This window comes from Paraburkholderia ribeironis (genome assembly GCF_900019265.1).
GTDB lineage: Bacteria > Pseudomonadota > Gammaproteobacteria > Burkholderiales > Burkholderiaceae > Paraburkholderia > Paraburkholderia ribeironis.
The window spans coordinates 126,997-150,007 of sequence record NZ_CYGX02000010.1 but is presented as its reverse complement, the minus strand read 5'-3'; the positions used below and the strand labels follow the sequence as shown (position 1 = coordinate 150,007).

Annotated in this window: 20 protein-coding genes; 3 read left to right on the top strand and 17 right to left on the bottom strand. The window is 64.1% G+C overall.

Annotated elements, in window-relative coordinates:
* Window positions 1–545 precede the first annotated feature (545 nt).
* The 7 genes from BN2475_RS05430 to BN2475_RS05400 all read right to left on the bottom strand — a co-directional run bounded on the left by BN2475_RS05430 (window position 546) and on the right by BN2475_RS05400 (window position 7,419).
* Window positions 546–995 carry a YchJ family protein gene (locus BN2475_RS05430; RefSeq protein WP_094778527.1) on the bottom strand — a complete coding sequence of 150 codons (450 nt, stop codon included), beginning with the start codon at window positions 993–995 and terminating at the stop codon, window positions 546–548.
* Between the two features lie 7 nt (window positions 996–1,002).
* Window positions 1,003–2,133, bottom strand: coding sequence for an acyl-CoA dehydrogenase family protein (locus BN2475_RS05425; protein WP_094778526.1), 1,131 nt, complete (start codon window positions 2,131–2,133; stop codon window positions 1,003–1,005).
* 12 nt (window positions 2,134–2,145) lie between these two features.
* Complete coding sequence (locus BN2475_RS05420) at window positions 2,146–2,823, bottom strand: SDR family oxidoreductase (protein WP_094778525.1); 678 nt, start codon at window positions 2,821–2,823, stop codon at window positions 2,146–2,148.
* Between the two features lie 37 nt (window positions 2,824–2,860).
* Window positions 2,861–4,081, bottom strand: a complete 1,221-nt coding sequence (locus BN2475_RS05415; protein WP_094778524.1) for an acetyl-CoA C-acetyltransferase — start codon at window positions 4,079–4,081, stop codon at window positions 2,861–2,863.
* A complete protein-coding gene (gene can / locus BN2475_RS05410; protein WP_094778523.1) occupies window positions 4,074–4,850 on the bottom strand; it encodes a carbonate dehydratase in 777 nt (258 codons plus the stop codon). The genes BN2475_RS05415 and can overlap by 8 nt, the downstream gene beginning before the upstream one ends.
* Before the next feature lie 107 nt (window positions 4,851–4,957).
* Window positions 4,958–6,802: a bifunctional isocitrate dehydrogenase kinase/phosphatase gene (aceK, locus tag BN2475_RS05405; RefSeq protein WP_094778522.1), complete on the bottom strand. Its 1,845-nt coding sequence runs from the start codon at window positions 6,800–6,802 to the stop codon at window positions 4,958–4,960.
* Between the two features lie 212 nt (window positions 6,803–7,014).
* On the bottom strand, window positions 7,015–7,419 hold the full coding sequence (locus BN2475_RS05400) for a MerR family transcriptional regulator (protein ID WP_094778521.1): 405 nt from the start codon (window positions 7,417–7,419) through the stop codon (window positions 7,015–7,017).
* A gap of 187 nt (window positions 7,420–7,606) precedes the next feature.
* Here BN2475_RS05400 and BN2475_RS05395 point away from each other — a divergent pair, with 187 nt between their 5' ends.
* Window positions 7,607–8,680, top strand: coding sequence for an MBL fold metallo-hydrolase (locus BN2475_RS05395; protein WP_094778520.1), 1,074 nt, complete (start codon window positions 7,607–7,609; stop codon window positions 8,678–8,680).
* Between the two features lie 84 nt (window positions 8,681–8,764).
* Here BN2475_RS05395 and BN2475_RS35280 read toward each other — a convergent pair whose 3' ends face one another.
* Entirely contained in the window at window positions 8,765–9,022 is a 258-nt protein-coding gene (locus BN2475_RS35280) for a hypothetical protein (protein ID WP_245841149.1), read from the bottom strand.
* On the opposite strand from BN2475_RS35280, the gene ilvD reads away from it, so the two are divergent.
* Complete coding sequence (gene ilvD / locus BN2475_RS05390) at window positions 8,934–10,751, top strand: dihydroxy-acid dehydratase (RefSeq protein ID WP_245841148.1); 1,818 nt, start codon at window positions 8,934–8,936, stop codon at window positions 10,749–10,751. The two genes, BN2475_RS35280 and ilvD, sit on opposite strands and share 89 nt — an antisense overlap.
* Before the next feature lie 159 nt (window positions 10,752–10,910).
* Here ilvD and BN2475_RS05385 read toward each other — a convergent pair whose 3' ends face one another.
* From BN2475_RS05385 to argS, 6 genes are all read right to left on the bottom strand, one after another.
* Complete coding sequence (locus BN2475_RS05385) at window positions 10,911–12,497, bottom strand: ABC transporter substrate-binding protein (RefSeq protein WP_094778518.1); 1,587 nt, start codon at window positions 12,495–12,497, stop codon at window positions 10,911–10,913.
* A gap of 227 nt (window positions 12,498–12,724) precedes the next feature.
* Window positions 12,725–13,543: a helical backbone metal receptor gene (locus BN2475_RS05375; protein WP_094778516.1), complete on the bottom strand. Its 819-nt coding sequence runs from the start codon at window positions 13,541–13,543 to the stop codon at window positions 12,725–12,727.
* Between the two features lie 3 nt (window positions 13,544–13,546).
* The gene (locus tag BN2475_RS05370; protein WP_094778515.1) at window positions 13,547–14,320 is read right to left on the bottom strand and encodes an SDR family oxidoreductase; all 774 of its coding nucleotides are present in this window, start codon (window positions 14,318–14,320) and stop codon (window positions 13,547–13,549) included.
* 21 nt (window positions 14,321–14,341) lie between these two features.
* On the bottom strand, window positions 14,342–14,980 hold the full coding sequence (locus BN2475_RS05365) for a thiol:disulfide interchange protein DsbA/DsbL (RefSeq protein ID WP_094778514.1): 639 nt from the start codon (window positions 14,978–14,980) through the stop codon (window positions 14,342–14,344).
* 160 nt (window positions 14,981–15,140) lie between these two features.
* Window positions 15,141–15,947, bottom strand: a complete 807-nt coding sequence (locus BN2475_RS05360; RefSeq protein WP_094778565.1) for an SPOR domain-containing protein — start codon at window positions 15,945–15,947, stop codon at window positions 15,141–15,143.
* Window positions 15,948–16,008: 61 nt separating this feature from the next.
* Window positions 16,009–17,799, bottom strand: a complete 1,791-nt coding sequence (gene argS, locus BN2475_RS05355) for an arginine--tRNA ligase (protein WP_094778513.1) — start codon at window positions 17,797–17,799, stop codon at window positions 16,009–16,011.
* A 440-nt stretch (window positions 17,800–18,239) separates the two neighbouring features.
* Here argS and BN2475_RS05350 point away from each other — a divergent pair, with 440 nt between their 5' ends.
* Entirely contained in the window at window positions 18,240–18,566 is a 327-nt protein-coding gene (locus tag BN2475_RS05350) for a DUF1840 domain-containing protein (protein WP_094778512.1), read from the top strand.
* 147 nt (window positions 18,567–18,713) lie between these two features.
* Here the strand turns inward: BN2475_RS05350 and BN2475_RS05345 are convergent, their stop codons facing one another.
* The 3 genes from BN2475_RS05345 to BN2475_RS05335 all read right to left on the bottom strand — a co-directional run bounded on the left by BN2475_RS05345 (window position 18,714) and on the right by BN2475_RS05335 (window position 22,988).
* The gene (locus tag BN2475_RS05345) at window positions 18,714–18,929 is read right to left on the bottom strand and encodes an acid-shock protein (RefSeq protein WP_094778511.1); all 216 of its coding nucleotides are present in this window, start codon (window positions 18,927–18,929) and stop codon (window positions 18,714–18,716) included.
* A gap of 155 nt (window positions 18,930–19,084) precedes the next feature.
* Window positions 19,085–21,856 carry a methionine synthase gene (gene metH, locus BN2475_RS05340; RefSeq protein WP_281254182.1) on the bottom strand — a complete coding sequence of 924 codons (2,772 nt, stop codon included), beginning with the start codon at window positions 21,854–21,856 and terminating at the stop codon, window positions 19,085–19,087.
* A gap of 61 nt (window positions 21,857–21,917) precedes the next feature.
* Entirely contained in the window at window positions 21,918–22,988 is a 1,071-nt protein-coding gene (locus BN2475_RS05335; RefSeq protein ID WP_094778509.1) for a homocysteine S-methyltransferase family protein, read from the bottom strand.
* Window positions 22,989–23,011 lie beyond the last annotated feature (23 nt).

The following is a 23,011-nucleotide window of genomic DNA, read 5'->3' as shown; positions in this document are numbered from 1 at the left end:
GAACATCGTGATGTCTGTTTGCCGGATGCGCCGCTGACATTTGCCTTTCGTCGGCATTTTCGACAAACAAAAACACACGCGTACGCAGTGCGCGAAGCGCACGTACGCCAATCGAGATCGCACGAGATAAACCCAAACGGCCGACGCGACCCCACGCGCCGATGATGAGCGCCACGCATGCTGACCGGAGCCGCCGCCGATCCCATATGGTTGGGTGATCGACAGGCCTCCTGCGCATTTTGCTGAGCCGTATTGGCTGGCTCTCGCAATGTGACGTCATGAAGCAACAGCCTCATCCTGGCACGACAATTTTGTTTTGTGCAATCAAGGAGAACCCGGGACGAAAAAATTGCCGCCAACGCATCGGGGCTCGTAGAGCCGCGCCAGACGGGACTCGCCGGTGTCTCTCGGGGTCATGCCGGCGGCGTTTGCAGGGGGCTGTGGTGTCGGGCCAACACGAGAAAAAGGCCCTGTAATGAGGGCCTTAATTGAATTTCGCGCAATGCGTACCGCTATGCCGTGAAAGGCTTCGAAAGGGGCGCCCGCTATTCGCCGACATCACCGTCGACATAGCGCCAGCGGCCGTCGTCGCCGCGCACGAAGCGGCTCAGCTCGTGCAGCCGGTGCGCGCGTCCGCCCACTTTGTAGCGGGCAATGAATTCGACGGTGGCATGATTGGCGTCGCTTTCGGCGAATGCCTTGATTTGCAGTCCGAGCCAACGCGGTGCGTCGGGCGACGCGGCGTTCGCGTCGAGATCGGCGGGGCAGGTGTGCGGCGTCCAGGTGGCGCGCAGATAATCCGTTGCACCGACCACATACGCGCTGTAGCGCGAGCGCATCAGTTCGAGTGCGCGCGGCGCGGCATCACCGCCGTCGATATAGCGGCCGCAGCATTGCGCGAAGCGGGGCACTTTGGCGCTGCCGCGCTGTCCGGGCGTAGCGCCCCCGCAGGGACAGTCGACGGGTCGTTGCAATGACAGCAATGTTTTATTCATCAAGCGCTCAATTAAGACCGCGAGCGATCAAGATTTTCTGAATGTCGCTGGTGCCTTCGTAGATCTGGCACACGCGCACGTCACGGTAAATCCGCTCGACTGGAAAGTCGCTCAGATACCCGTAGCCGCCGTGAATCTGCAGTGCCGCCGAACAGATGCGTTCGGCGGCTTCGGAGGCGAACAGCTTGGCCATCGCGGCTTCCGTGAGGCATGGCCGGCCGGCGTCCTTCAACGCGGCGGCGTGCCAGATCAATTGACGCGCCGCTTCGAGCTGCGTCGCCATGTCGGCGAGACGGAACTGCACCGCCTGGTGCGAAAAAAGCGGCGCGCCGAAGCTCTCGCGTTCCTTCGCGTAGCTCAATGCGGCTTCGAACGCGGCGCGTGCCATGCCGACGCTTTGGGCCGCAATGCCGATGCGACCGCCTTCGAGCCCCGACAGCGCAATCCGATAGCCCTCACCCTCCGCGCCGATCAGGTTCGCGGCCGGCACGCGGCAGTCTTCGAACACGATCTGCGCCGTATCCGACGAATGCTGGCCGAGCTTGTCCTCGAGTCGCGCGACGACGTAGCCGCGAGTATCGGTCGGCACGATGAACGCGCTGATGCCGCGCTTGCCCGCCGTCTTGTCGGTCACCGCCATCACGATTGCGACCTGGCCGTTCTTGCCGCTCGTGATGAACTGCTTGACGCCGTTCAGCACGTACGCGTCACCGTCGCGGGTCGCGGTGGTGCGCAGCGCGGACGCGTCGGACCCGGCTTGCGGTTCGGTCAGGCAAAACGCGCCGAGCATTTCGCCACGCGCGAGCGGCGTCAGCCAGGCGCGCTTCTGTGCGTCGTTGCCGAAGCTCAGCAGGATGCTGCACACCGGGCAGTTGTTGACGGAGATGGCCGTCGACGTGCCACCGTCGCCGGCGGCAATCTCTTCGAGGATCAGCGCGAGCGCCAGCGCGTCCATGCCGGCGCCGCCGTACGTTTCGGGCACCAGCACGCCATAGGCGCCGAGTGCGGCGAGTTGCCGGTGCACGTCCTGCGGGAACGTGCGCTCGCGGTCCCATGTGGCGGCCTGCGGCGTGATCGCTTCGCTCACGAACGTGCGCAGCGCGTCGCGGACCATCACGTGATCCTGATCAAGCACCATGGACGTGTCTCCTCACCAGTCGAGCTGCGTGCCGTCGTATTGATAGAAACGGCCATTGAACGCTTCGCGGGCGGCCGCGGCCTGCGCGAGCACCTCACGCATGCCGGCGACGCTGCGCGCGGGATCGATCGCCGCCTGGGGGCCGCCCATGTCGGTGCGCACCCAGCCGGGATGCAGCGATACGCACGTGGCGCGCCGCGCCTGCGGCGACGCGAGCTTCAACGCGTCGTTCAGCGCGGCCTTGCTCGCGCGATACAGCCAGCCGGTCGTACCGCTCGCGTCGGCGATACTGCCCATCTTGCTCGAGATCACCGCGAAGACGCCGCCGGCTTCTTCGACGAGCGGCAGCACGATCGGCATCAGTTGCATCGGACCGCGTACGTTGGTCTGCATCACATGGTCGAAGTCTTCAGCCGTGATCGTCTCGATGCCTTCAGTGCGCGGACCGTACACGCCCGACACCAGAATCGCCGCATCGAGCCGTTCGCCGTCGAGCTTCCAGCCGAGCGCGGCGATTTCCTCGGGCGCGGTCACGTCGACCGCGAAGGTTTGCGCGCCGAGTTCATTCAACGCGTCGAGCGCGGCGCCGTCGCGTGCGGTGGCGAGCACCCGCCAGCCGCTCTTGCGGTATTGCCGCACGAACTCATGGCCGATGCCACGCGACGCACCGACGATCAACACTGTCTTCATCGAATACCTCGCTCCGTTAGACACCGCGCATCACGCGTTAAACCAGTTCGACGCCCATCGCCGTCGCTTCGCCGCCGCCGATGCACAGCGTCGCGACGCCGCGTTTGCCGCCGCGCTTCTTCAGCGCGCCGATCAGCGTAACGAGAATCCGCGCGCCCGATGCACCGATCGGATGGCCGAGCGCACAAGCGCCGCCGTTCACGTTGACCTTCTCGTGCGGCAGATGGTGTTCCTTCATCGCGGCCATCGTTACCACCGCGAATGCTTCGTTGACTTCGTAGAGATCGACGTCGTCGGCGCGCCAGCCGTTCTTCTCCAACAGCTTGCGAATCGCACCGACCGGCGCGGTGGTGAACTTCGCCGGTTCCTGGGCGAACGTCGAGTGGCCGATCACCCGCGCGATCGGCGCGACACCGAGACGCTTCGCGGTCGATTCGCGCATCATCACGAGCGCGGCGGCGCCGTCGGAAATCGACGACGAGTTGGCCGCCGTCACGGTGCCGGTTTTGCTGAACGCGGGCTTGAGCGTCGGAATCTTGTCGAGGTTGGCCTTGAACGGCTGCTCGTCGCGCTCGATGGTGAGCTCGCCCTTGCGGCCCGGGACTTTCACCGGCGCGATTTCCCACGCGAACGAGCCGTCTTCGTTGGCGCGCTTTGCACGGTTGAGCGACTCGAGCGCGAACGCGTCCTGCGCCTCGCGCGTGAAGTCGAACGACGCCGCGCATTCCTCGGCGAACGTGCCCATCAGACGGCCTTTCTCGTAGGCGTCCTCAAGACCGTCGTAGAACATGTGGTCGAGCACCTGGCCGTGGCCCATGCGCATGCCGCCACGCGCCTTCGGCAGCAGGTACGGTGCGTTGGTCATGCTCTCCATGCCGCCCGCGACGATCACGTCGGCCGAACCCGCGGCCAGCATGTCGTGCGCGAACATCGCCGCGCGCATGCCGGAGCCGCACATCTTGTTCACCGTGGTGCAGCCGGTGGCGAGCGGCAAGCCGGCACCGAGCGCGGCCTGGCGCGCGGGCGCCTGGCCGAGGCCGGCGGGCAGCACGCAGCCCATCACCACTTCGTCGATCTGCTCGGGCTTCAGGCCCGCGCGCTGCACGGCGGCCTCGATCGCCACCGAGCCCAGTTGCGGCGCGGTGAGCGACGCGAAATCGCCCTGCAACGCCGCCATCGGCGTACGCGCGACGCTCACGATGACAATCGGATCAGCCTGCGCTGCGGTTTGCTTATCGCTCATGTTCGTCTCACTCATGTTTCAGCTCCTTGATCACACCTTCGATGACTGCCGGCACATCACCGAGTTGCGCCGCATCGGCGGCGACCACGTCGTTCTCCGCGTTGCGCGCGCCGTTCGCCGACACCGCCGCCACGCAATCGCGGTACGTCGCATCGAGCGCGGCGGGGTCGTTGATCGTCATGCCGAGATTGCGCAGCTTGCCGTCGTGTACGCCGTACGCCCAGCCGTGCACGGTCAGGTCCTGGCCGCGCGCCCACGCGTCGATGACGATGGTGGTGCGGCACACGTTCACCACCTGTTCGATCGTATTCAGTTCGACCAGCCGCCGATGCCGCGCTTCGCCGATCGGCCATTCCTCGATCAGCGCGGCGTGCTTCGCGCGCACGTCCTGCACATGCGCCAGCCAGTTGTCGGCGAGACCCACGCGACGCCCGTGCAGCGCCGCGCCGACGCCCGAGCAGCCATAGTGGCCGACCACCATGATGTGCTTGACCTTCAGCAGATCGACGGCGAACTGGATCACCGACAGGCAGTTCAGATCGGTATGCACCACCACGTTGGCGATGTTCCTGTGCACGAACACTTCGCCCGGCGGCAGGCCGATGATCTGGTTGGCCGGCACACGCGAATCGGAGCAGCCGATCCACAGATACTCCGGCGTCTGCTGATCGGCGAGACGCGAGAAGTACTCGGGGTCCTCGGACAGCTTGCGGGCGACCCACGCATCGTTGTTGTCGAACAGATGCGAGAGCGGATGGGAAGAGGAGGAAACGTTCGTGTTCATGATGCGTCTGGGCGGTTGCTCGACCGATTGACCGGTCGAGTCGTTACATAAGTTCGGACGATGCGGGTTCGGACGATGCGTTCAGCGATGCAAGCGGCGCATGCGCTTCACGCCGCTCGCGCGTTGCGCCCGTCTGTAGGCGTATCCGTATCCGGGGCCGCCGCTGCATGCGAGGCCGCCGCGGCAAAGCGTTCGGGATAGCGCACGCAGAAGCGCACGTTGCTTTCGTACGGGAAAAAGTCGGGCAGTTCGCCTTTCAGTAGATGATCCTTGTGCTTTTGCCACAGCGCCGGATCGAAGAAGTCCGCGTGATGCTGCATGAAGGAGCGGCGCACGCGTGGGTCGCCGAGCAGGAACGTGCCGTACGTCTCCGGGAAAATGTCGTGCGGTCCGACCGAGTACCACGGCTCGTTTGACATTTCGTCTTCCTCATTACGCGGCGCCGGCACCGCGCGCACGTTGCAGTCGGTCAGATATTCGATTTCGTCGTAGTCGTAGAACACGACGCGGCCATGACGCGTCACGCCGAAGTTCTTGTACAGCATGTCGCCGGGGAAGATGTTGGCCTGCATCAGCTCCTTCACCGCATTGCCGTATTCCTTGATGCCGTGCTCGATGTCGTCGTCGTTGCCGTTTTGCAGGAACAGATTGAGCGGCACCATGCGGCGCTCGATGTACATATGGCGAATCACCAGATTGTCGCCTTCGTGTTCGATCAGCGACGGCACTTCCTTTTTGAGTTCGCGCACGAGTGCATCGTCGAGCCGCGACACGGGCAACGCGACGCTCGAATATTCGAGCGTGTCGGCCATGCGGCCGAGCCGATCGTGCCGCTTGACGAGCTGATATTTCTCCTGGATCTTCGCGCGGGTGGTGTCCTTCGGCGGCGGAAAGCTGTCCTTGATCAGCTTGAACACGTACGGGAACGACGGCAGCGTGAACACCAGCATCACGAGCCCCTTGATGCCGGGGGCGACGATGAACTGATCGCTCGAATGCGACAGATGATGCAGCAGGTCGCGATAGAACAGATTCTTGCCCTGCTTCTGCAAGCCCACCGACGTATAGATTTCCGCTTTCGGCTTGCCCGGCATGATGGTGCCGAGAAATTCGACGTATGCCGACGGCACTTCCATGTCGACGAGGAAATACGAGTGCGAGAAGCTGAAGATGATCAGCAGTTGCTCGCGCCTGAGCAGCACCGTGTCGAGCGCGAGCACGCCCGGCTTCACATGACGCAGCGCCAGGGCGAACGGCAGCAGCGCGTCGCCGTTGATGATCCGTCCAACGATATACGCCGCCTTGTTCCGGTAGAACAGCGACGAAAGCACATGAATCTGGAAGTTCGGCGCTTCGTCGAATACGCCGAACGCGTCGCGAATCGACTGCACCACGCAGCCGACGTCACGCGGCAAATCTTCGAACGGCGGATCGAGCTGGAAGTTCGTGACGATACGTTCGAGCGTCGCGGCCAGACCGTCCTTGCCGGGGTAATACGCGCGAAAGGTCGGCTTCGCGGCAGGTTCGTCGTTCTCGAGGTATTCGGTCGAGATCGCCGGGCGCACGAAAATGAAGTCGTTGTTGAAATACGAGCGGTGCAGAATCTTGCAGCACACCGAATTGAAAAACGTTTCCGCGCACTCGGGCTGGCGGTGCGTGGTCAACAGCCCGATGTAGTGCAGCTTGATCTGCTGCCACACTTCGTCGTCGATGTTCTCCGCGTCGTATTCGTCTTCGAGCAGTTCGACGCATTCCTCGACGCGCTCGTCGTACGAGGTGATGCGCTCGCGTGCGAGCCTTTGCAGACCATGCCAGTCGCCGGCTTCAAAGAGCGTCTTGGCGTGAATCGCGGCGTCGCGAAAGATCCGGTAATGCCGGTCGAATCCTTCGAGCATCGTCTGGGCGACGTCAAAGCCGATTTGCGACGACAGCAGTTTAGGGAAGTGATTCATGTCGACCGTGCATTCGTCCCATGTCGTGAAGACACCCGTGATTGTATCGTCCGGGTGGGCTCGCGACGCATCGCGCCGCTCGGCTTGTGCCTCGACGCCTGCCAGGCGTTGTCAGGCGTTCGCCGACGTTCAGACTAACTCCGCTCAATGCGTCAGTTTGGCATGCCTTAAGCGGCGCAACTTGCAGCAAAAAATATTTACGTCGCTCGCGCTCATGCGGGCTTGGCTTCGCGTGTGCCGCCTTCGAGCAGCGCGCGTGCCTGGGCTTCGTATTGCGCGAGATCTTCGAGCGTCGCGTCGAGGTCTTCGCGCTGACGCTCGAGGACTTCGCGATGACGCGTCACCGTGGCAAGGAACGCATGCAGTTGCGGCACCGTATCGGTTGGCGACTCGTACACATTGAGCAGATCGCGGATTTCCGACAACGTGAAGCCGAGCCGTTTGCCGCGTAGCGTGAGCTTCAGCCGCGTGCGGTCGCGGCCCGAATAGACGCGCCGCAAACCGCTCGACCCCTCGCGGCTCGGCGCGAGTAAACCCTGATCTTCGTAGAAGCGGATCGCGCGTGGCGTGACGTCGAATTCCCGCGCGAGCTCGGTGATCGTGTATTGCGTGTTCATCGGAGCATCTCGTGGTCGGGCAAAAAATCGGATTGAACGATAGAATCGACGTTTACGTTATCGTCAACCTGAGCTGAACGCAACCATTGCTGCACCCACGGCGCGATATGGCCAGCGCGCCATAACCACGCCGACCGGCATCGCACACCTCGCCATGCCGGATGGCCGACGGAGGAAGACACCCCCCATGAATGCACTCGAACACCAACTCCAATACCCATTCAACGATAACCTCCCGCAAGCGGGCGAGGCGCTGGCAGTCGCGCCCGGCGTGTTCTGGCTGCGCATGCCGCTGCCTTTCGCGCTCGACCACATCAACCTGTGGCTGTTGCGCGACGAGATCGACGGCCAGCAGGGCTGGACGGTGGTGGATTGCGGCATCACGTCGGACACCATCAAGCAGAACTGGGAGACCGTGTTCGACTCGCTGCTCGACGGCCTGCCTGTGCTGCGCGTGATCGTCACGCACTGCCATCCGGATCACATTGGCCTCGCGCACTGGATCTGCAGCGGCGGCGACAGGAAGCGCTGGGACGCACGCCTGTGGATGACGCTCGGCGAATACATGCAGGCTCGCGTGATGGCCACCGGCGACGGTTCAAACGCGGGCGGCGAGTCCGCGGCGCGGCATTTCGCGCGACACGGTCTGAATGACCCGGATTCGCTCGAGAACCTGCGCAATCGCAAGAGTTATTACACGAGCCTGGTGCCGGAGATTCCGGCGCAATACCGGCGTCTGCGCGAAGCGGATGGCGTGAAGATCGGCGGCAAGACGTGGCAGGTGGTGACGGGCTTCGGCCACTCGCCGGAGCACTGCGCGCTGCATTGTGCAGAGACCGGCGTGCTGATCTCAGGCGACATGGTGCTGCCGCGCATCTCGACCAACGTGTCGGTGTTCGACATCGAACCGGAAGGCACGCCGCTCGCGCTGTATCTGGAGTCGCTCGGCCGCTACGAGGCGATGCCCGAGGACACGCTGGTATTGCCGTCGCATGGCAAGCCGTTTCGCGGCGTGCATACGCGCATCCGGCAATTGCGTGAGCATCACGACGCGCGGCTCGCCGAAGTGCGCGAAGCGTGCGCGGAAAAACCGCGCAGCGCCGCGGATATCGTGCCGCTGATGTTCAAGCGCCAGCTCGACATCCATCAGATGACGTTCGCGATGGGTGAGGCGCTCGCGCACCTGCATCTGCTCTGGCTCGCCGGCGAACTGAAGCGCACGCAGGACGCGGACGGCGTGATTCGTTTCGCGGCGGCGTGACGGGCTCGATGCGTCGATAAAAGCTTGTTCGTCCACTACGGGTTGCGCGCCGTTTCGAGGCGCGCAACCCTTGGGCCGCGCACCTCAAGGGGGTGTGGGATAATCGCCGGGTTTGCCCAGAGCGCGGCTCAAAAGGTTGTTCGCACGGGCGCGCGAGGGGCCTTTATTCCGTGGCCCGCTTCCTATCTGCGATATTTCTACAGCAACCACAATGCCCGCATACCGTTCCAAAACCTCCACCGCCGGCCGCAACATGGCGGGCGCGCGCTCCCTGTGGCGCGCCACCGGCATGAAAGACGAAGACTTTTCGAAGCCGATCATCGCGGTGGTCAATTCGTTCACCCAGTTCGTGCCGGGACATGTGCACCTGAAGGACCTGGGCCAGCTCGTCGCGCGTGAGATCGAGGCCGCCGGTGGCGTCGCCAAGGAGTTCAACACCATCGCCGTCGATGACGGCATCGCGATGGGCCACGACGGCATGCTGTATTCGCTGCCCAGCCGCGACATCATCGCGGACTCGGTGGAATACATGGTCAACGCGCACTGCGCCGACGCGATGGTGTGCATCTCCAACTGCGACAAGATCACGCCCGGCATGCTGATGGCCGCGATGCGCCTGAACATCCCGGTGATCTTCGTCTCCGGCGGGCCGATGGAAGCGGGCAAGACGCGCCTCGCCAACCCCGCCACCGGGACCATCGAGTTCAAGAAGCTCGACCTGGTGGACGCGATGGTGATCGCCGCCGACAAGGCCTATTCGGACGCCGACGTGGCCGAGGTGGAACGCTCCGCGTGCCCGACCTGCGGCTCGTGCTCGGGCATGTTCACGGCTAACTCGATGAATTGCCTCACCGAGGCGCTGGGCCTTTCGCTGCCCGGCAATGGCACGGTGGTGGCCACGCACGCCGACCGCGAGCAGCTCTTCAAGCGCGCTGGCCGCCGCATTGTGGAACTGGCGCGCGAGTACTACGAGCAGGAACAAACGCGCATTCTGCCGCGTGCGGTGGGCTTCAAGGCGTTCGAGAACGCCATGACGCTGGACATCGCGATGGGCGGTTCCACCAACACCATCCTGCACCTGCTGGCGATCGCGCGTGAGGCAGGCATCGACTTCACGATGACGGACATCGACCGTCTCTCGCGCATCGTGCCGCAGCTGTGCAAGGTGGCGCCCAACACCAACAAGTACCACATCGAGGACGTGCATCGCGCGGGCGGCATCATGGCGATCCTCGGTGAGCTGGAGCGCGCCGGCAAGCTGCACACCGACGTGCCCACGGTGCACGCCACGACGATGAAGGACGCGCTGGATCAGTGGGACATCACCCGCACCCAGGACGAAGCCGTCAAGACCTTTTACCTGGCTGGCGCGGCCGGCATTCCCACGCAGGTGGCGTTCAGCCAGGACACGCGCTGGCCGAGCCTCGACCTGGATCGTGCCGAGGGCTGCATCCGCTCGTACGAGCACGCGTTTTCCAAGGAAGGCGGTCTGGCAGTGCTGACCGGCAACATCGCGCTCGATGGTTGCGTGGTGAAGACGGCAGGGGTGGATGAGAGCATCCTCGTGTTCGAGGGCACGGCTCACGTCACCGAATCGCAGGACGAGGCGGTGGAGAACATCCTCAACGACAAGGTCAAGGCCGGCGATGTGGTGATCGTGCGCTATGAAGGCCCCAAAGGCGGCCCGGGCATGCAGGAGATGCTGTACCCGACGAGCTACATCAAGTCCCAGGGCCTGGGCAAGGCCTGCGCGCTGCTGACGGATGGCCGCTTCTCGGGCGGCACGTCGGGTCTGTCGATCGGGCACTGCTCGCCCGAGGCGGCGGCCGGCGGCGCGATCGGCCTTGTGCGCGATGGCGACAAGATCCGCATTGACATTCCCAACCGCACGATCGACGTGCTGCTGTCCGACGAGGAACTGGCGCGCCGCCGCGAGGAGCAGAACGCGAAAGGGTGGAAGCCTGTCAAGCAGCGCCCGCGCAAGGTGTCCGGCGCTCTCAAGGCGTACGCGAAGCTGGTCATGTCGGCGGACAAAGGCGCGGTGCGCGATCTGTCGTTGCTGGACGATTGACCGTGTGAATGTGACGGGCTTCGTGCCCGTCTGCTTGCAGGCCGCTCTTCGGAGTGGTTAAAAAAAGCCCGGTTGCGCAAGTTGCGCAACCGGGCTTTTTTGCGGGCCTCGACGGCCTTCGAGCCCTCAAGCCCTCAAGCCCTCAAGCATCGTGGCCGACTACTGCACTGCCACCGTATCAAAGTTCTGTCGTCCGAACGGACTCACGTGATAGCCGCTCACATTCGTGCGCGTGATCGCCGCGGCGGTCGGATACCCCAGCGGAATCCACAGCGCCTCGTCGTGGATGATCTGCTGCGCCGCTTCATACGCTTTGGTGCGTTTGGCGATATCCGGCGTGGCCTTGCCGTCGGCAATCAGCTTGTCCAGATCCTGGTCGCAAAAGCGGGCGAAGTTGATCCCCGACTTCACCGCGTTGCAACTGAAGAGCGGCGATAGATAGTTGTCCGGATCGCCGTTGTCGCCAGCCCAGCCCATGAACAGCGAGTCATGCTGGCCTTGCTTGGCCTGCTTGATCAGCTCGCCCCATTCGATCACCTTCACGTCCGCCTTCACGCCGATCTTCGCGAAGTCGGCCTGCAGCATTTCGGCGCCGGCCTTCGGATTGGGATTCAGCACGCTGCCGTTCGGACGCACCCAGATCGTCGTTTCGAAACCGTTCGGATAGCCGGCGTCGGCGAGCAGCTTCTTCGCCTTGACCGGATCGTATGGCCAGCCTTTGATCGAGTGGTTGTAGCTCCACGTGTTCGGCGGATACGGGTTCACGGCCGGCGTCGCAGTGTTGTCGAACACGGCCTTCAGATACGTGGTGCGGTCGAACGCCATGTTCAGCGCGGCGCGCACCTTCTGGTTGTCGAGCGGCTTCTTCTGCGTGTTCAACGCGACGAACGCGGTCATGAACGCCGGCGTTTGCACAATCGCGAGCGACTTGTCCTGCTTCGCGTCGGCGAGATCCTGCGGCTTCGGCGACAGCGCGATTTGACATTCGCCCGCCTTGGCCTTCTGCGCCCGCACGGTGGCGTCCGGCGTGATCGCGTAGATCAGGCGCTCGATCTTCGGCTTCGGCCCCCAGTACGTCGGATTCACGTCGTAGCGGATCACCGCGTCTTTCGTATAGCTCTTCAGCGTGAACGGACCGGTGCCGATCGGCTGTGCGTTCAGATCGGCCTGCTTGCCTGCCTTGAGCAACTGGTCGGCGTATTCAGCCGAATAGATCGACGCGAAACCCATGGTCAGAATCGACACGAAGGTCGCGTTCGGCGTGTTCAGTTCGAACTTGACCGTGTTGTCGTCCACCTTGCTGATCGACTTGATCAGCTTCGGCAGGCCCATCGACTGCGCATGCGGGAAACCGCTCGCGCCCGCCACCTTGTGCCACGGATTGCTGTCGTTGAGCATGCGGTCGAACGTGAAGATGACGTCGTCGGCGTTCAGCGCGCGGGTGGGCTTGAAGTAGTCGGTGGTCTGGAACTGCACGTTCGGGCGCAGATGGAACGTGTAGGTGAGGCCGTCGGCACTCACCTCCCACCTGTCGGCCAGCGCCGGCACCACTTTCTTCGCGGCTTCGTCGAACGAGACCAGCGAATTGAAGATCACGTCGGCCGATGCATTGGTCGTGACGAGCGAATTGAACTGCACCACGTCGAAGCCGTCAGGGCTCGACTCGGTACAGACGGTCAGCGGTTTGGCGAGCACGAGCGCGGGCGTCGTGAACAGTACGGCGGCTGCGAGCAGTTTGAAGCGCATAGGTTCTCCCATAACGAGCGCAGTCAGGCAGTGCGTCCGGTTGTGTGGTTATTCCGGCGACGTGGTACTGGCGTTGACGCCGTCCCGATTGTGATACGTTTGCGGCGCTTGCGCCTGGCCCGATTGATCCGGGCATGCGCGTTGCGGCCTTCGCGAAAGCTTATCGAAGGGCGATGGCGGCGACAACAACATAATCCGCATATCCATATGGTTGCGGGGTTCGGGTGTCATGGCGCGCTCGCCTGCCGCAGCAGGTAGCCGATGCCTTCAATCGCCCGCACGCCGTACCACGACACCATTTCCCCATCGATCAATTCGATGCGCTTGCCGGTGAGCCGCGCATCCCGCGCGAGCGTATCGCGATGCGTGCGCGTGAAGCGATACGGCTCGCTCGCCAGCAGGATGCGGTCGACATCGGCAAGCCAGGGTGCATTGTCGAAATCGAGCAGCGGATAACGCGCGGCGCCCGCGACGCCGCCTCGCACGTCGGGCAGGGTTTGCCAGTTCACGAGCCGCAGCATCGCGGCGATATACGTATCGCGCGCCACGCCCATCCAGGGATCGCGCCAGATCAGATACAGCACGTTTTGCGCGGCGAAACTGCGCGTCGCGGCTTCGCGCAGCCGCGCTTCGAGCGCGTCGCCCAGTCGCTGCGCCTGCTGCATACGATCAAAAATCGCGCCGAGCAACGCGTACAGACGCAGATTGTCCTGCGGTGTCTGCGGATGGGTGACCACGATGTGCGGCACGAAGGCGCGCAACTGCTCGACGGTGTCGCGTACGTTTTCGTCGATATTGACGATCAGATGGGTGGGGCGCAGCGCCCGAATCGCATCGAGCTTGACGGCCTTGGTGCCGCCCACCTTGGGGACCTCGCGCACCTTGTCGTGTGGATGCACGCAAAAGCCGGTGCGCCCGACGATCTGCGTGTCGAGGCCGAGCGCAAAGAGGGTTTCGGTGATGCTCGGCACCAGCGAGACGATGCGCGCGCCGGCACCCGCTGTTTCGTGCGCGACGCCGGCTGCATCGACCGCACGGGGCTGCATGATTTACTCGACGGCGGCGCGCGGCTTGCGCGGCGCGCGTTCGAACACGCGGTCGTAGAGCCAGCGCGGCAGCACATGCAGCAACATCGCGACGATGCGCATCTGCCACGGGAACACCGCGAAAGCCGTCTGGCGCGCAACGGCCTGTGCGACCTTCGCCGCGAAACGGTCGGCGTCCATCAGGAACGGCATCCTGTACGGATTGTGTTCGGTCATCGGCGTGCGGATATAGCCGGGCGCGATGGTGACCACGCCGACACCGCACGGCCGCATCTCGACGCGCAACGCCTCGAGATACTTGAGTGCCGCCGACTTCGACGCGCTATACGCGCCCGAACCCGGCAAGCCACGCACACTGGCGACGCTGGCGATGCCGACCAGCGTGCCACGCTTCGCGGCGGCCATCGCGGCGGCGAACGGCTCGAAGGTGGCGACCATGCCGAAGTAGTTGATGTCCATCACTTCGCGGAAGGTGCGTAGATCGCCGTGACCGGTGAGCGCGCCGCGGCTGACGCCGGCGTTGGCGATCACGACGTCGGGCAAGCCGTGTTGCGCGATGAACTGCGCGGCCGCTTCGGCGAGCGCCTCGGCGTCGCGCACGTCGACGGCGTGGATGGAGACGGTGTTGTGCGGATGGGACTGCTGGAAGGCGGCGAGGGCGTCGCCGCGACGGGCAACGAGGCCGAGAATCGCGCCGCGCCGGGCATATTCGTCAGCGAGCGCGAGGCCGATGCCACTCGAGGCGCCGGTAATGAAAACCTTCAGCGGTGAACTCATTCCGGCGTCTCGTCCCTGCATTTACATCTTCTTGGTGCGCACTTGCGCCACCAGATAGTCGAGCACCTGGAGGGTGCCCGGCAAGGTGCCGGTCGCGGCCGGACCGGTTTCATACTTGCCTTGCACGGACAGCGTCGGCACGCCGTCGATCTTGTAGTCTTCGAGCAGCTTCTTGTCTTTCTGCAGCGCGCTTTGCGTCGAGAACGAGTTATACGCCTCCATGTATTTCTTCGGATCGACGCCCTGCTTCGCGAGGAATTTGACCTGCTCTTCCGGCGTCATCAGATAGTTCTTGTTGACGTGGATTTCGTTGAAGATTTTCGGCGTGAGCTGCGTGGCGACGCCGAGCGCGTCGAGCGCATGAAACATCTTTGAGTGCGGTATGAAGTCGTCGCGGAAGGCGACCGGCACGCGCTTGAACACGACGTCCGGACCCTGCTTCTTGACCCACGCTTCGAGGTACGGTTCGAACTCGTTGCAATGCGGGCAGCCGTACCAGAAGAATTCGGTAACTTCGATCTTACCGGCCGGCGTGTCGGTAGGTTGCGGCGTGGCCAGCACGGTGTAGTCCTTGCCCGACACCGGCGCGCTCGGCGAAGCCTGCGCCGTGGCGGCAACCAGACCCAGCGAGAGGAACAGAATGCTCAGCAGTTTTTTCATGTGTGTATTGACCCAGGTAAGCGGTAGAGCGGTGGCGCCACACAAGTGCCCGTCACCGTTGGCGGATTCGGTATGGGACGTTTGAATCGTCCATCGGCGTGTGACATGCGCTGCGCGTCGATAGTTCGGCGCGCGGCGCAGGCCGGCGATTACCGTTTATTTACTGCTTGGTGAAGCGGATCACGGCGGTATCCACGCCCGCGTCGGACAGACGCTGGCGGCTCGAATTCATGTCTTCGAACTTCGAGAACGGCCCGATGCGTACGCGATAGTACGTGACGCCGCCCGCATCGCGCTGCGTGACCTTCGATTCGAAGCCCTGGAACGCGAGACGCGCGCGCTGCTGTTCGGCGTCGGCCGCGGTCTTGTACGCGCCCACTTGCAGGAAGTAGCCGGTGTTCGCGTCGAGCGGCGCCGGCGCCGGTGCCGCGTTCGAGCCGGGCTTGACGTTGGCGACCATGGTGCCCTTCGGCGCGGAGCCTGCCGCGGTGGCGGCCGGTGCGCTGGAGCCTTGCGGCTTCTTCGCTGGCGCGGCGGCCGTGCCGGTCTCGTTTTCCTGCGACGGCTTCGGCGCCACCGCCGTACCGTTCGACGTGGCGCCCGACGGCGGCACTTCGACGATCTGCGGTTCTTCGAGCATGCCCGCCTGGGTCTGCGAATTGGTCTGGCCCGGCGCGGTGTTCGGCGGCGCCGGTTGCGCGGCCTGCGGGACCGGCTGACCTGGCGTCTTGCCTTGCAGCGGACGGTTCGGGTCGTATTGTGGCTGGCTCGCGCCGGTGTCCGGCGCCGCGGGCGGCGCCACTTTCGAGACGAACGGCGTAGGCGCACGGGTGATATACAGCGCCACCACTACCGCGATCGCAAGGCCGACGATCAGGCCCAGCACGATGCCGAGAAAAGTGCCCCCGGTTTGCTTCGATTGCTTTGTTGTGCGGCGTGGTTTTGCCATCGTACGAATCACCTGCAAAAAGAATCCTGGAACGGCCATCGATTATAACGACGGCCGCGTGCATGTTGCGCCGGAGGAGTTACATCTTGACGGGAGCGGAGACGCCGATCGTCGCGAGACCGTTCGCCAACACTTGACGCGTGGCCGCAAGCAGCGCGACGCGCGCATTGCGTTCGGCCGCGTCGTCGACCAGCACGCGTTCGGCTTTGTCATTGTAGAACGAGTGGAATTCCGCGGCGAGATCGCGCAGGTAGAACGCGACCGCGTGCGGCGCCAGTTCGTCGGCCGCGTGTTGCAGCATGTCCGGGAATTCCGCGAGCTTGTTCAGCAGCGCCATCGCGCGTTCGCTGGTGAGCGGCGCCACGTCGACGTTGGCGAGCGTGGTCTCGTCCATGTTGTAGCGCGCCTTGGATTCGGCGATGACCGAGCAGATCCGCGCGTGCGCGTACTGTACGTAGTGCACCGGGTTTTCGTCGTTCTGCTTGAGCGCGAGGTCGATGTCGAACACGAATTCCGTATCGGCCTTGCGTGAAATCAGGAAGAAGCGCACGGCATCGCGGCCGCGGCGAATGGTTGCCTCGTCGATCAGATCGACCGCCGCTTCCGAGCCCGGCAGCGCGCCGCCCGACCATTCGATCAGGTCGCGCACCGTCACGTAGCTGCCGGCGCGCTTGGAGATTTTCACCTCTTCGCCGTTGCGCATCACCGTGACCATCTTGTGCAGGATGTAGTCGGGATAGCCCTTCGGGATGCCGATGCCGAGACCCTGCAGGCCGGCGCGCACACGCGCGATCGTGCCGTGGTGGTCCGAGCCCTGGACGTTGATGACCTTGGTGAAGCCGCGTTCCCACTTGGCGACGTGATAGGCGACGTCCGGCACGAAGTACGTGTAGGTGCCGTCGGTCTTGCGCATCACGCGGTCTTTGTCGTCGCCGTCGTCGGTGGTGCGCAGCCAGAGTGCGCCATCCTGCTCGTAGGTCGTGCCGGCGGCGACGAGCGCCTCGACGGTTTTCTCGACCCGGCCTTCCGTGTACAGCGACGACTCCAGGTAGTACTGGTCGAACTTCACGCCGAATGCCTGCAGGTCCATGTCCTGTTCGCGACGCAGGTACGCCACGGCGAAACGGCGGATCGCCTCGAGGTCTTCGACGTCGCCCGCGCCGGTGACGGGTTCGCCGTCGCTCGCGGCCACCGTGGCGCCGGCCAGATAGTCGTTCGCGATCTCGGCGATGTACTCGCCGTTGTAGGCCGACGCCGGCCAGCCTGCGTCGCCGGGAGCGAGGCCACGGGCGCGTGCCTGGGTCGACAGCGCGAGCGTGTGGATCTGCACGCCGGCGTCGTTGTAGTAGAACTCGCGATGCACGTCCCAGCCTTGCGAGGCCAGCACGTTCGCGAGCGCGTCGCCGAGCGCGGCCTGACGGCCGTGCCCGACGTGCAGCGGGCCAGTCGGGTTGGCCGACACGAATTCGATCAGCACATGTTTGCCGGCGTCGCGTTGCGAGCGGCCGAACGCGGCCTGTTCGGCGAACACGGCGGCAATCACCGCCTGCTTGGCCGAGGCCGTGAGGCGCAGGTTGATGAAGCCGGGGCCGGCCACGTCGGCGGTTTCGATCAGGCCGCTGGCCTGCGGCTGGGCGAGCAGCGCTTCGACGATCTGTTGCGCCAGCTGGCGCGGATTGGCGCGCAGCGGCTTGGCAAGCTGCATCGCCACATTGCATGCGACGTCGCCATGCGCGGCGACCTTGGGGCGTTCCAGCGTGATGGTGGGCGACACGAACGCGGCTTCGGTCGCGCCAAGCGAGGCCAGCGCGACTTGCTTGACCGTGTCGGCGAACAGTGTTTCGAGGGTATGTTTATGTGCGGGCAGCATGCTTGTTGCGAGTCCAGTGAGGCAATCCGGTGATGCGGAAGAGGCGCCGGCCGCGCGGCAGGCGCGGCCGATTCATCAGAAGCGTGGCAAGTGGCGATGCGCCCGCCGCCGCGCATCGGGCGCATCGGGCACGTCGGGCACGCCATCAGGCATGTTGCGTGCGACGCGGTAAGCGGTGCACGGCAGCTTGCAGTGGCGTCGGCTGCCGCGGCATGCGAGGTTGCGGCCTGCCGGGCCTGCAACGCTGCTCGCGCTTCGCCGCGCGCAGCGCGGCGCGCTTTTCCGTCCAGACGGATTTTAGCAGGTGCTAATATGTTCAATGAGATGCCCGGCATGGGTCCTGGCCGCCGCGCCTGATCGGCGAGTCGACGTAACGCGCGCCGGCCGCCGCGTTCGGTGTGCTCGAGCGTCCATCCGACATAACGAAAAAGGGAGCAGTCATGCTGATTACTTTCAAATGCCGCGCCTGCCCAGATGTCATCATGCTGGAGAACCTGGCAAATTATTTGGTCGGCATTGTCGGCAAGCGGCTTGGTCATCGCGGCGTCATCACGCACGACGAACTGGGCCCGGCCATCACCAAACTCGAAGCGGCCATCGCCGTCGACAAGCAGGAACGTGCTGAGCACGAAGGCCATTTCCACGAAGGCGAAGAGGGCCACGAGCCACACGAGATTCCGCCGGGGCTCGCGCAGCGCGCGTATCCGTTCCTCGACATGCTGCGCGCCGCGCAGAAGGGCAACGCGGACATTGTCTGGGGACTTTGATCGCGGCTCGGGGCGTGCGCCTGCCGCGTCCGTCAACGCTGACCCTCGCGCCAAGCCTGACGCCAACTTCGGCGCACCAATGAAAAGAGCCCGCTCGCTGCGGGCTCTTCGTCGTTCAAAGGTCTGAACCGGCCGACCCAACCGTGCTCACTGGCTGGCGGCATCAGCCGGAGCGGCCATCGGAGCCGACGCAGCTTTTTTCATTGGCTGTTTCTTCGGCTTCTTGACGTGTTTCTCGGTCGGTGGCGAATATGAACTCACCGGGCTGGCGCCGCCTGGCGCAGCGGGCTGCGCCAGCGCCGCCGAGGCGCCCGCCGCAAGCGAAACAGCAGTCAATAACAGCGTCAGCGTCTTCTTCTTCATACGATTTTCTCCGTGGGCGACTGCAATTGGACGAGCCGACGCGTTCTGGCCGCGTCTGGCGGGATAAAACCGGTTCAGTCTACAAAGCCGAAAATTACGCTGCCGCAAATATTCAGCCTTTCAGATCCGATATGGTGGGTTTCCCGCCACAAGGCTTATAGCAACGGTGCCAACGCGCGCTCGGCGTCTTTTTTCGACAGCGACATCCGCTGTGCGTAGTCTTCGAGCTGGTCCGCGCCGATCTTGCCGACCGAGAAATAGGTGCTGTCCGGGTGCGCCAGATAGAAGCCCGAGACGCTGGCCGCCGGCAGCATCGCCAGTGATTCGGTCACGCTCATGCTGATTTCGCCGGCTTGCAGAACGTCGAACATATCGCGCTTCACGAGGTGGTCCGGGCAGGCCGGATAGCCTGGCGCCGGGCGGATGCCGCGATATTTTTCGGCGATCAGATCGTCGTTGGAGAGCGATTCGGCGTTCGCGTAACCCCACAGGTCGCGCCGCACGCGCGCATGCAGCGCTTCGGCGAAGGCCTCGGCCAGGCGGTCGGCGAGCGCCTTCAGCATGATCGCGCTGTAGTCGTCGTGATCCTTTTCGAACTGCTGTTCCTTCACGTCGACGCCGAGGCCCGCCGTCACCGCGAACATGCCGATGTAGTCGGCTATGCCTGAGTCCTTCGGTGCGATGAAGTCGGCGAGCGACCGGTTCGGTCGCATCACGCCGTCCACCACCGGCCGCACGCTTTGCTGGCGCAGATTGCGCCACGTCAGCGCGACTTCCGAGCGCGATTCGTCCGTGTAGATTTCGATGTCGTCGTCGTTCACCGTATTGGCCGGCAACAGCGCGATCACGCCGTTGGCTTGCAGCCAGCGGCCCTGGATCAGACGCGCGAGCATCGACTTGCCGTCCGAGAACACGCGCCGTGCCGATTCGCCGACGATCTCGTCGTTCAGGATCGCCGGGTAGGGGCCGGCGAGATCCCATGTCTGGAAGAACGGGCCCCAGTCGATGTAGTTCGCGAGCTCATTCAGGTCGAAGTTCCTGAACACGCGGCGGCCGATGAACTTCGGCTTGACCGGCTGGTAATTGGCCCAGTCGATCCTGGTCTTGTTCGCCCGCGCTTCGGCGAGCGTGACCATCGGCAGGGCTTTCTTGTTGGCGTGCTGATCGCGGATGCGGTCGTAGTCTGCCTTCAGTTCGTCGAGGTACTTCGCGGCACCTTCGTCGGACAGGAGACTCGACGCCACCGACACCGAGCGCGACGCGTCCGGCACATACACCACCGGACCGTCGTAATGCGGCGCGATCTTCACCGCGGTGTGCACGCGCGAGGTGGTAGCGCCGCCGATCAGGAGCGGGATCTTCTTCACGCGGAAGTAGTCGTCGCGCTGCATTTCCGATGCGACGTAGGCCATCTCCTCGAGGCTCGGCGTGATCAGCCCCGAGAGCCCGATGATGTCCGCGCCCTCGACCTTCGCCTTCGCGAGAATGTCGTTGCACGGGACCATCACGCCCATGTTGACGACTTCGAAGTTGTTGCACTGAAGCACCACCGACACGATGTTCTTGCCGATGTCGTGCACGTCGCCCTTCACGGTCGCGATGACGATCTTGCCCTTCGCGCGCACGTCGCCGCCGGCCGCGGCCAACTGCTTCTTTTCTTCCTCGATGAACGGAATCAGATGCGCGACGGCCTGCTTCATCACGCGCGCCGATTTCACGACTTGCGGCAGGAACATCTTGCCCTGACCGAACAGGTCGCCGACGATGTTCATGCCGTCCATCAGCGGGCCTTCGATCACGTTGATCGGACGGCCACCCTCGGCGGCGATCCTCGCGCGCACTTCCTCGGTGTCTTCGACGATGAAGTTGGTGATGCCATGCACGAGCGCATGCGACAGGCGCTTTTCGACCGGCTGGTTGCGCCACTCGAGGTTCTCTTCCTTCTTCGCGCCACCGGCCTTGTACTTGTCGGCGATTTCGAGCAGCCGGTCGGTGCTGTCCTCGCGGCGGTTTAGCACCACGTCTTCGACACGTTCGCGCAATTCCGCGTCGAGCTCCGCATACACGCCGAGCTGGCCCGCATTGACGATGCCCATGTCCATCCCCGCCTGGATCGCGTGATAGAGGAACACGGTGTGAATCGCCTCGCGCACCGGGTCGTTGCCGCGGAACGAGAACGACACGTTCGACACGCCGCCGCTCACCTTCGCGTACGGCAGGTTCTGTTTGATCCAGCGCGTCGCCTCGATGAAGTCGACGGCGTAGTTGTTGTGCTCTTCGATACCGGTGGCAATCGCGAAGATGTTCGGGTCGAAGATGATGTCTTCCGGCGCGAAGCCGACTTCGTTCACGAGGACGTCATAGGAGCGTTTGCAGATCTGCGTCTTGCGCTCGAAGGTGTCGGCCTGGCCTTGCTCGTCGAACGCCATCACCACGGCGGCCGCGCCGTAGCGGCGAATCAGGTTCGCGTGATGGCGGAACGCGTCTTCGCCTTCCTTCAGCGAGATCGAGTTGACGATCGCCTTGCCCTGCACGCACTTCAGACCCGCCTCGATGACGTCCCACTTCGACGAGTCGATCATGATCGGCACGCGTGCGATGTCCGGCTCCGACGCGATCAGATTCATGAAGCGCACCATCGCTGCTTTCGAATCGAGCATCGCCTCGTCCATGTTGACGTCGATGACCTGCGCGCCGTTTTCGACCTGATGGCGCGCGACCGCGAGCGCCTCGTCGAACTGGTTGTTCAGGATCATTCGCGCGAACGCTTTCGAGCCGGTCACGTTGGTGCGTTCACCGACGTTGATGAAGAGCGTCCCGGACGTGACGTTGAACGGCTCGAGGCCGGCAAGGCGCATGGTGTGATCGGTCATGGCGTATGTGCGAGTCGATTGCTTGCGTTGAGGTGCGACGGGGTGCGGCTTGATACGGCTTGGTGCGTCTGCTGCGATGTCGCGAAAGCGGCGGCCGGTGTGCAGGCCGCCAGGCTCAGGCGGCGTCGCGATACTGGTTCGGCCATTGGCGCGGCTTGACTTCGGCAAGCGCCTGCGCGATCGCCGCGATGTGCTCCGGCGTCGTGCCGCAGCAGCCGCCGGCAATGTTCACGAGACCGGCCTCGGCGAATTCCTTCAGCAGTCCCGAGGTATCCGCGGGCAATTCGTCGAAGCCCGTGTCGCTCATCGGATTCGGCAAACCGGCGTTCGGATAGCAGGACACGTAGGTATCGCAGAGCTTCGCCAGTTCGGCGATGTACGGGCGCATCAACGCGGCGCCCAGCGCGCAGTTCAGACCGAACGTGAGTGGTTTGGCGTGCCGCAGCGAGTTCCAGAATGCTTCGACGGTCTGGCCCGACAGAATGCGGCCGGAGGCGTCCGTGACGGTGCCCGAAATCATGATCGGCAGACGCTCACCGGTGTCTTCGAACAGTTCGTCGAGTGCGAACAGCGCGGCCTTGGCGTTGAGCGTGTCGAAGATGGTCTCGACGAGGAACAGATCGGCGCCGCCATCGAGCAATGCCTTCGCCTGCTCGTAGTAGGCCGCGCGCAGTTCGTCGAAGGTCACGTTGCGCGCGCCCGGATCGTTCACGTCCGGGGAAATGCTCGCAGTCTTCGGCGTCGGTCCGATTGCGCCGGCCACGAAGCGCGGCTTGTCGGGTGTCGAATACTTGTCGCACGCGGCGCGTGCAAGCTTCGCCGAGGCGAGATTCATCTCGACCGCAAGCGCTTCCATACCGTAGTCCGCCTGCGCCACGGTGGTCGCGCCGAACGTGTTCGTTTCGATGATGTCCGCGCCCGCCGCCAGATACTGCTCATGAATCTCGGCGATGATCTGCGGCTGGGTGATCGACAGCAACTCGTTGTTGCCTTTGACGTCGCGCCCATAGTCCTTGAAACGCTCGCCGCGATAACGGGCTTCATCGAGCTTGTAGCGCTGGATCATCGTGCCCATTGCGCCGTCCAGGATCAGGATGCGCGACTTGAGCAGCGCGGGGAGTGCCGCGGCGCGCGTGTAGGCGACCTCGGGACGGACTGGCGTGGCGGTTTGAGCAGGCTGGTTCATGGCGGACGAGGGCTTGCGCCGGC

What these genes read in the sequence shown, in the direction of transcription:
- BN2475_RS05430 (WP_094778527.1), bottom strand. Translation starts at nt 995, where the DNA reads ATGAATAAAACATTGCTGTCATTGCAACGACCCGTCGACTGTCCCTGC.
- BN2475_RS05425 (WP_094778526.1), bottom strand. Translation starts at nt 2,133, where the DNA reads ATGGTGCTTGATCAGGATCACGTGATGGTCCGCGACGCGCTGCGCACG.
- BN2475_RS05420 (WP_094778525.1), bottom strand. Translation starts at nt 2,823, where the DNA reads ATGAAGACAGTGTTGATCGTCGGTGCGTCGCGTGGCATCGGCCATGAG.
- BN2475_RS05415 (WP_094778524.1), bottom strand. Translation starts at nt 4,081, where the DNA reads ATGAGTGAGACGAACATGAGCGATAAGCAAACCGCAGCGCAGGCTGAT.
- can (WP_094778523.1), bottom strand. Translation starts at nt 4,850, where the DNA reads ATGAACACGAACGTTTCCTCCTCTTCCCATCCGCTCTCGCATCTGTTC.
- aceK (WP_094778522.1), bottom strand. Translation starts at nt 6,802, where the DNA reads ATGAATCACTTCCCTAAACTGCTGTCGTCGCAAATCGGCTTTGACGTC.
- BN2475_RS05400 (WP_094778521.1), bottom strand. Translation starts at nt 7,419, where the DNA reads ATGAACACGCAATACACGATCACCGAGCTCGCGCGGGAATTCGACGTC.
- BN2475_RS05395 (WP_094778520.1), top strand. Translation starts at nt 7,607, where the DNA reads ATGAATGCACTCGAACACCAACTCCAATACCCATTCAACGATAACCTC.
- ilvD (WP_245841148.1), top strand. Translation starts at nt 8,934, where the DNA reads ATGGCGGGCGCGCGCTCCCTGTGGCGCGCCACCGGCATGAAAGACGAA.
- BN2475_RS05385 (WP_094778518.1), bottom strand. Translation starts at nt 12,497, where the DNA reads ATGCGCTTCAAACTGCTCGCAGCCGCCGTACTGTTCACGACGCCCGCG.
- BN2475_RS05375 (WP_094778516.1), bottom strand. Translation starts at nt 13,543, where the DNA reads ATGCAGCCCCGTGCGGTCGATGCAGCCGGCGTCGCGCACGAAACAGCG.
- BN2475_RS05370 (WP_094778515.1), bottom strand. Translation starts at nt 14,320, where the DNA reads ATGAGTTCACCGCTGAAGGTTTTCATTACCGGCGCCTCGAGTGGCATC.
- BN2475_RS05365 (WP_094778514.1), bottom strand. Translation starts at nt 14,980, where the DNA reads ATGAAAAAACTGCTGAGCATTCTGTTCCTCTCGCTGGGTCTGGTTGCC.
- argS (WP_094778513.1), bottom strand. Translation starts at nt 17,799, where the DNA reads ATGCTGCCCGCACATAAACATACCCTCGAAACACTGTTCGCCGACACG.
- BN2475_RS05350 (WP_094778512.1), top strand. Translation starts at nt 18,240, where the DNA reads ATGCTGATTACTTTCAAATGCCGCGCCTGCCCAGATGTCATCATGCTG.
- BN2475_RS05345 (WP_094778511.1), bottom strand. Translation starts at nt 18,929, where the DNA reads ATGAAGAAGAAGACGCTGACGCTGTTATTGACTGCTGTTTCGCTTGCG.
- BN2475_RS05335 (WP_094778509.1), bottom strand. Translation starts at nt 22,988, where the DNA reads ATGAACCAGCCTGCTCAAACCGCCACGCCAGTCCGTCCCGAGGTCGCC.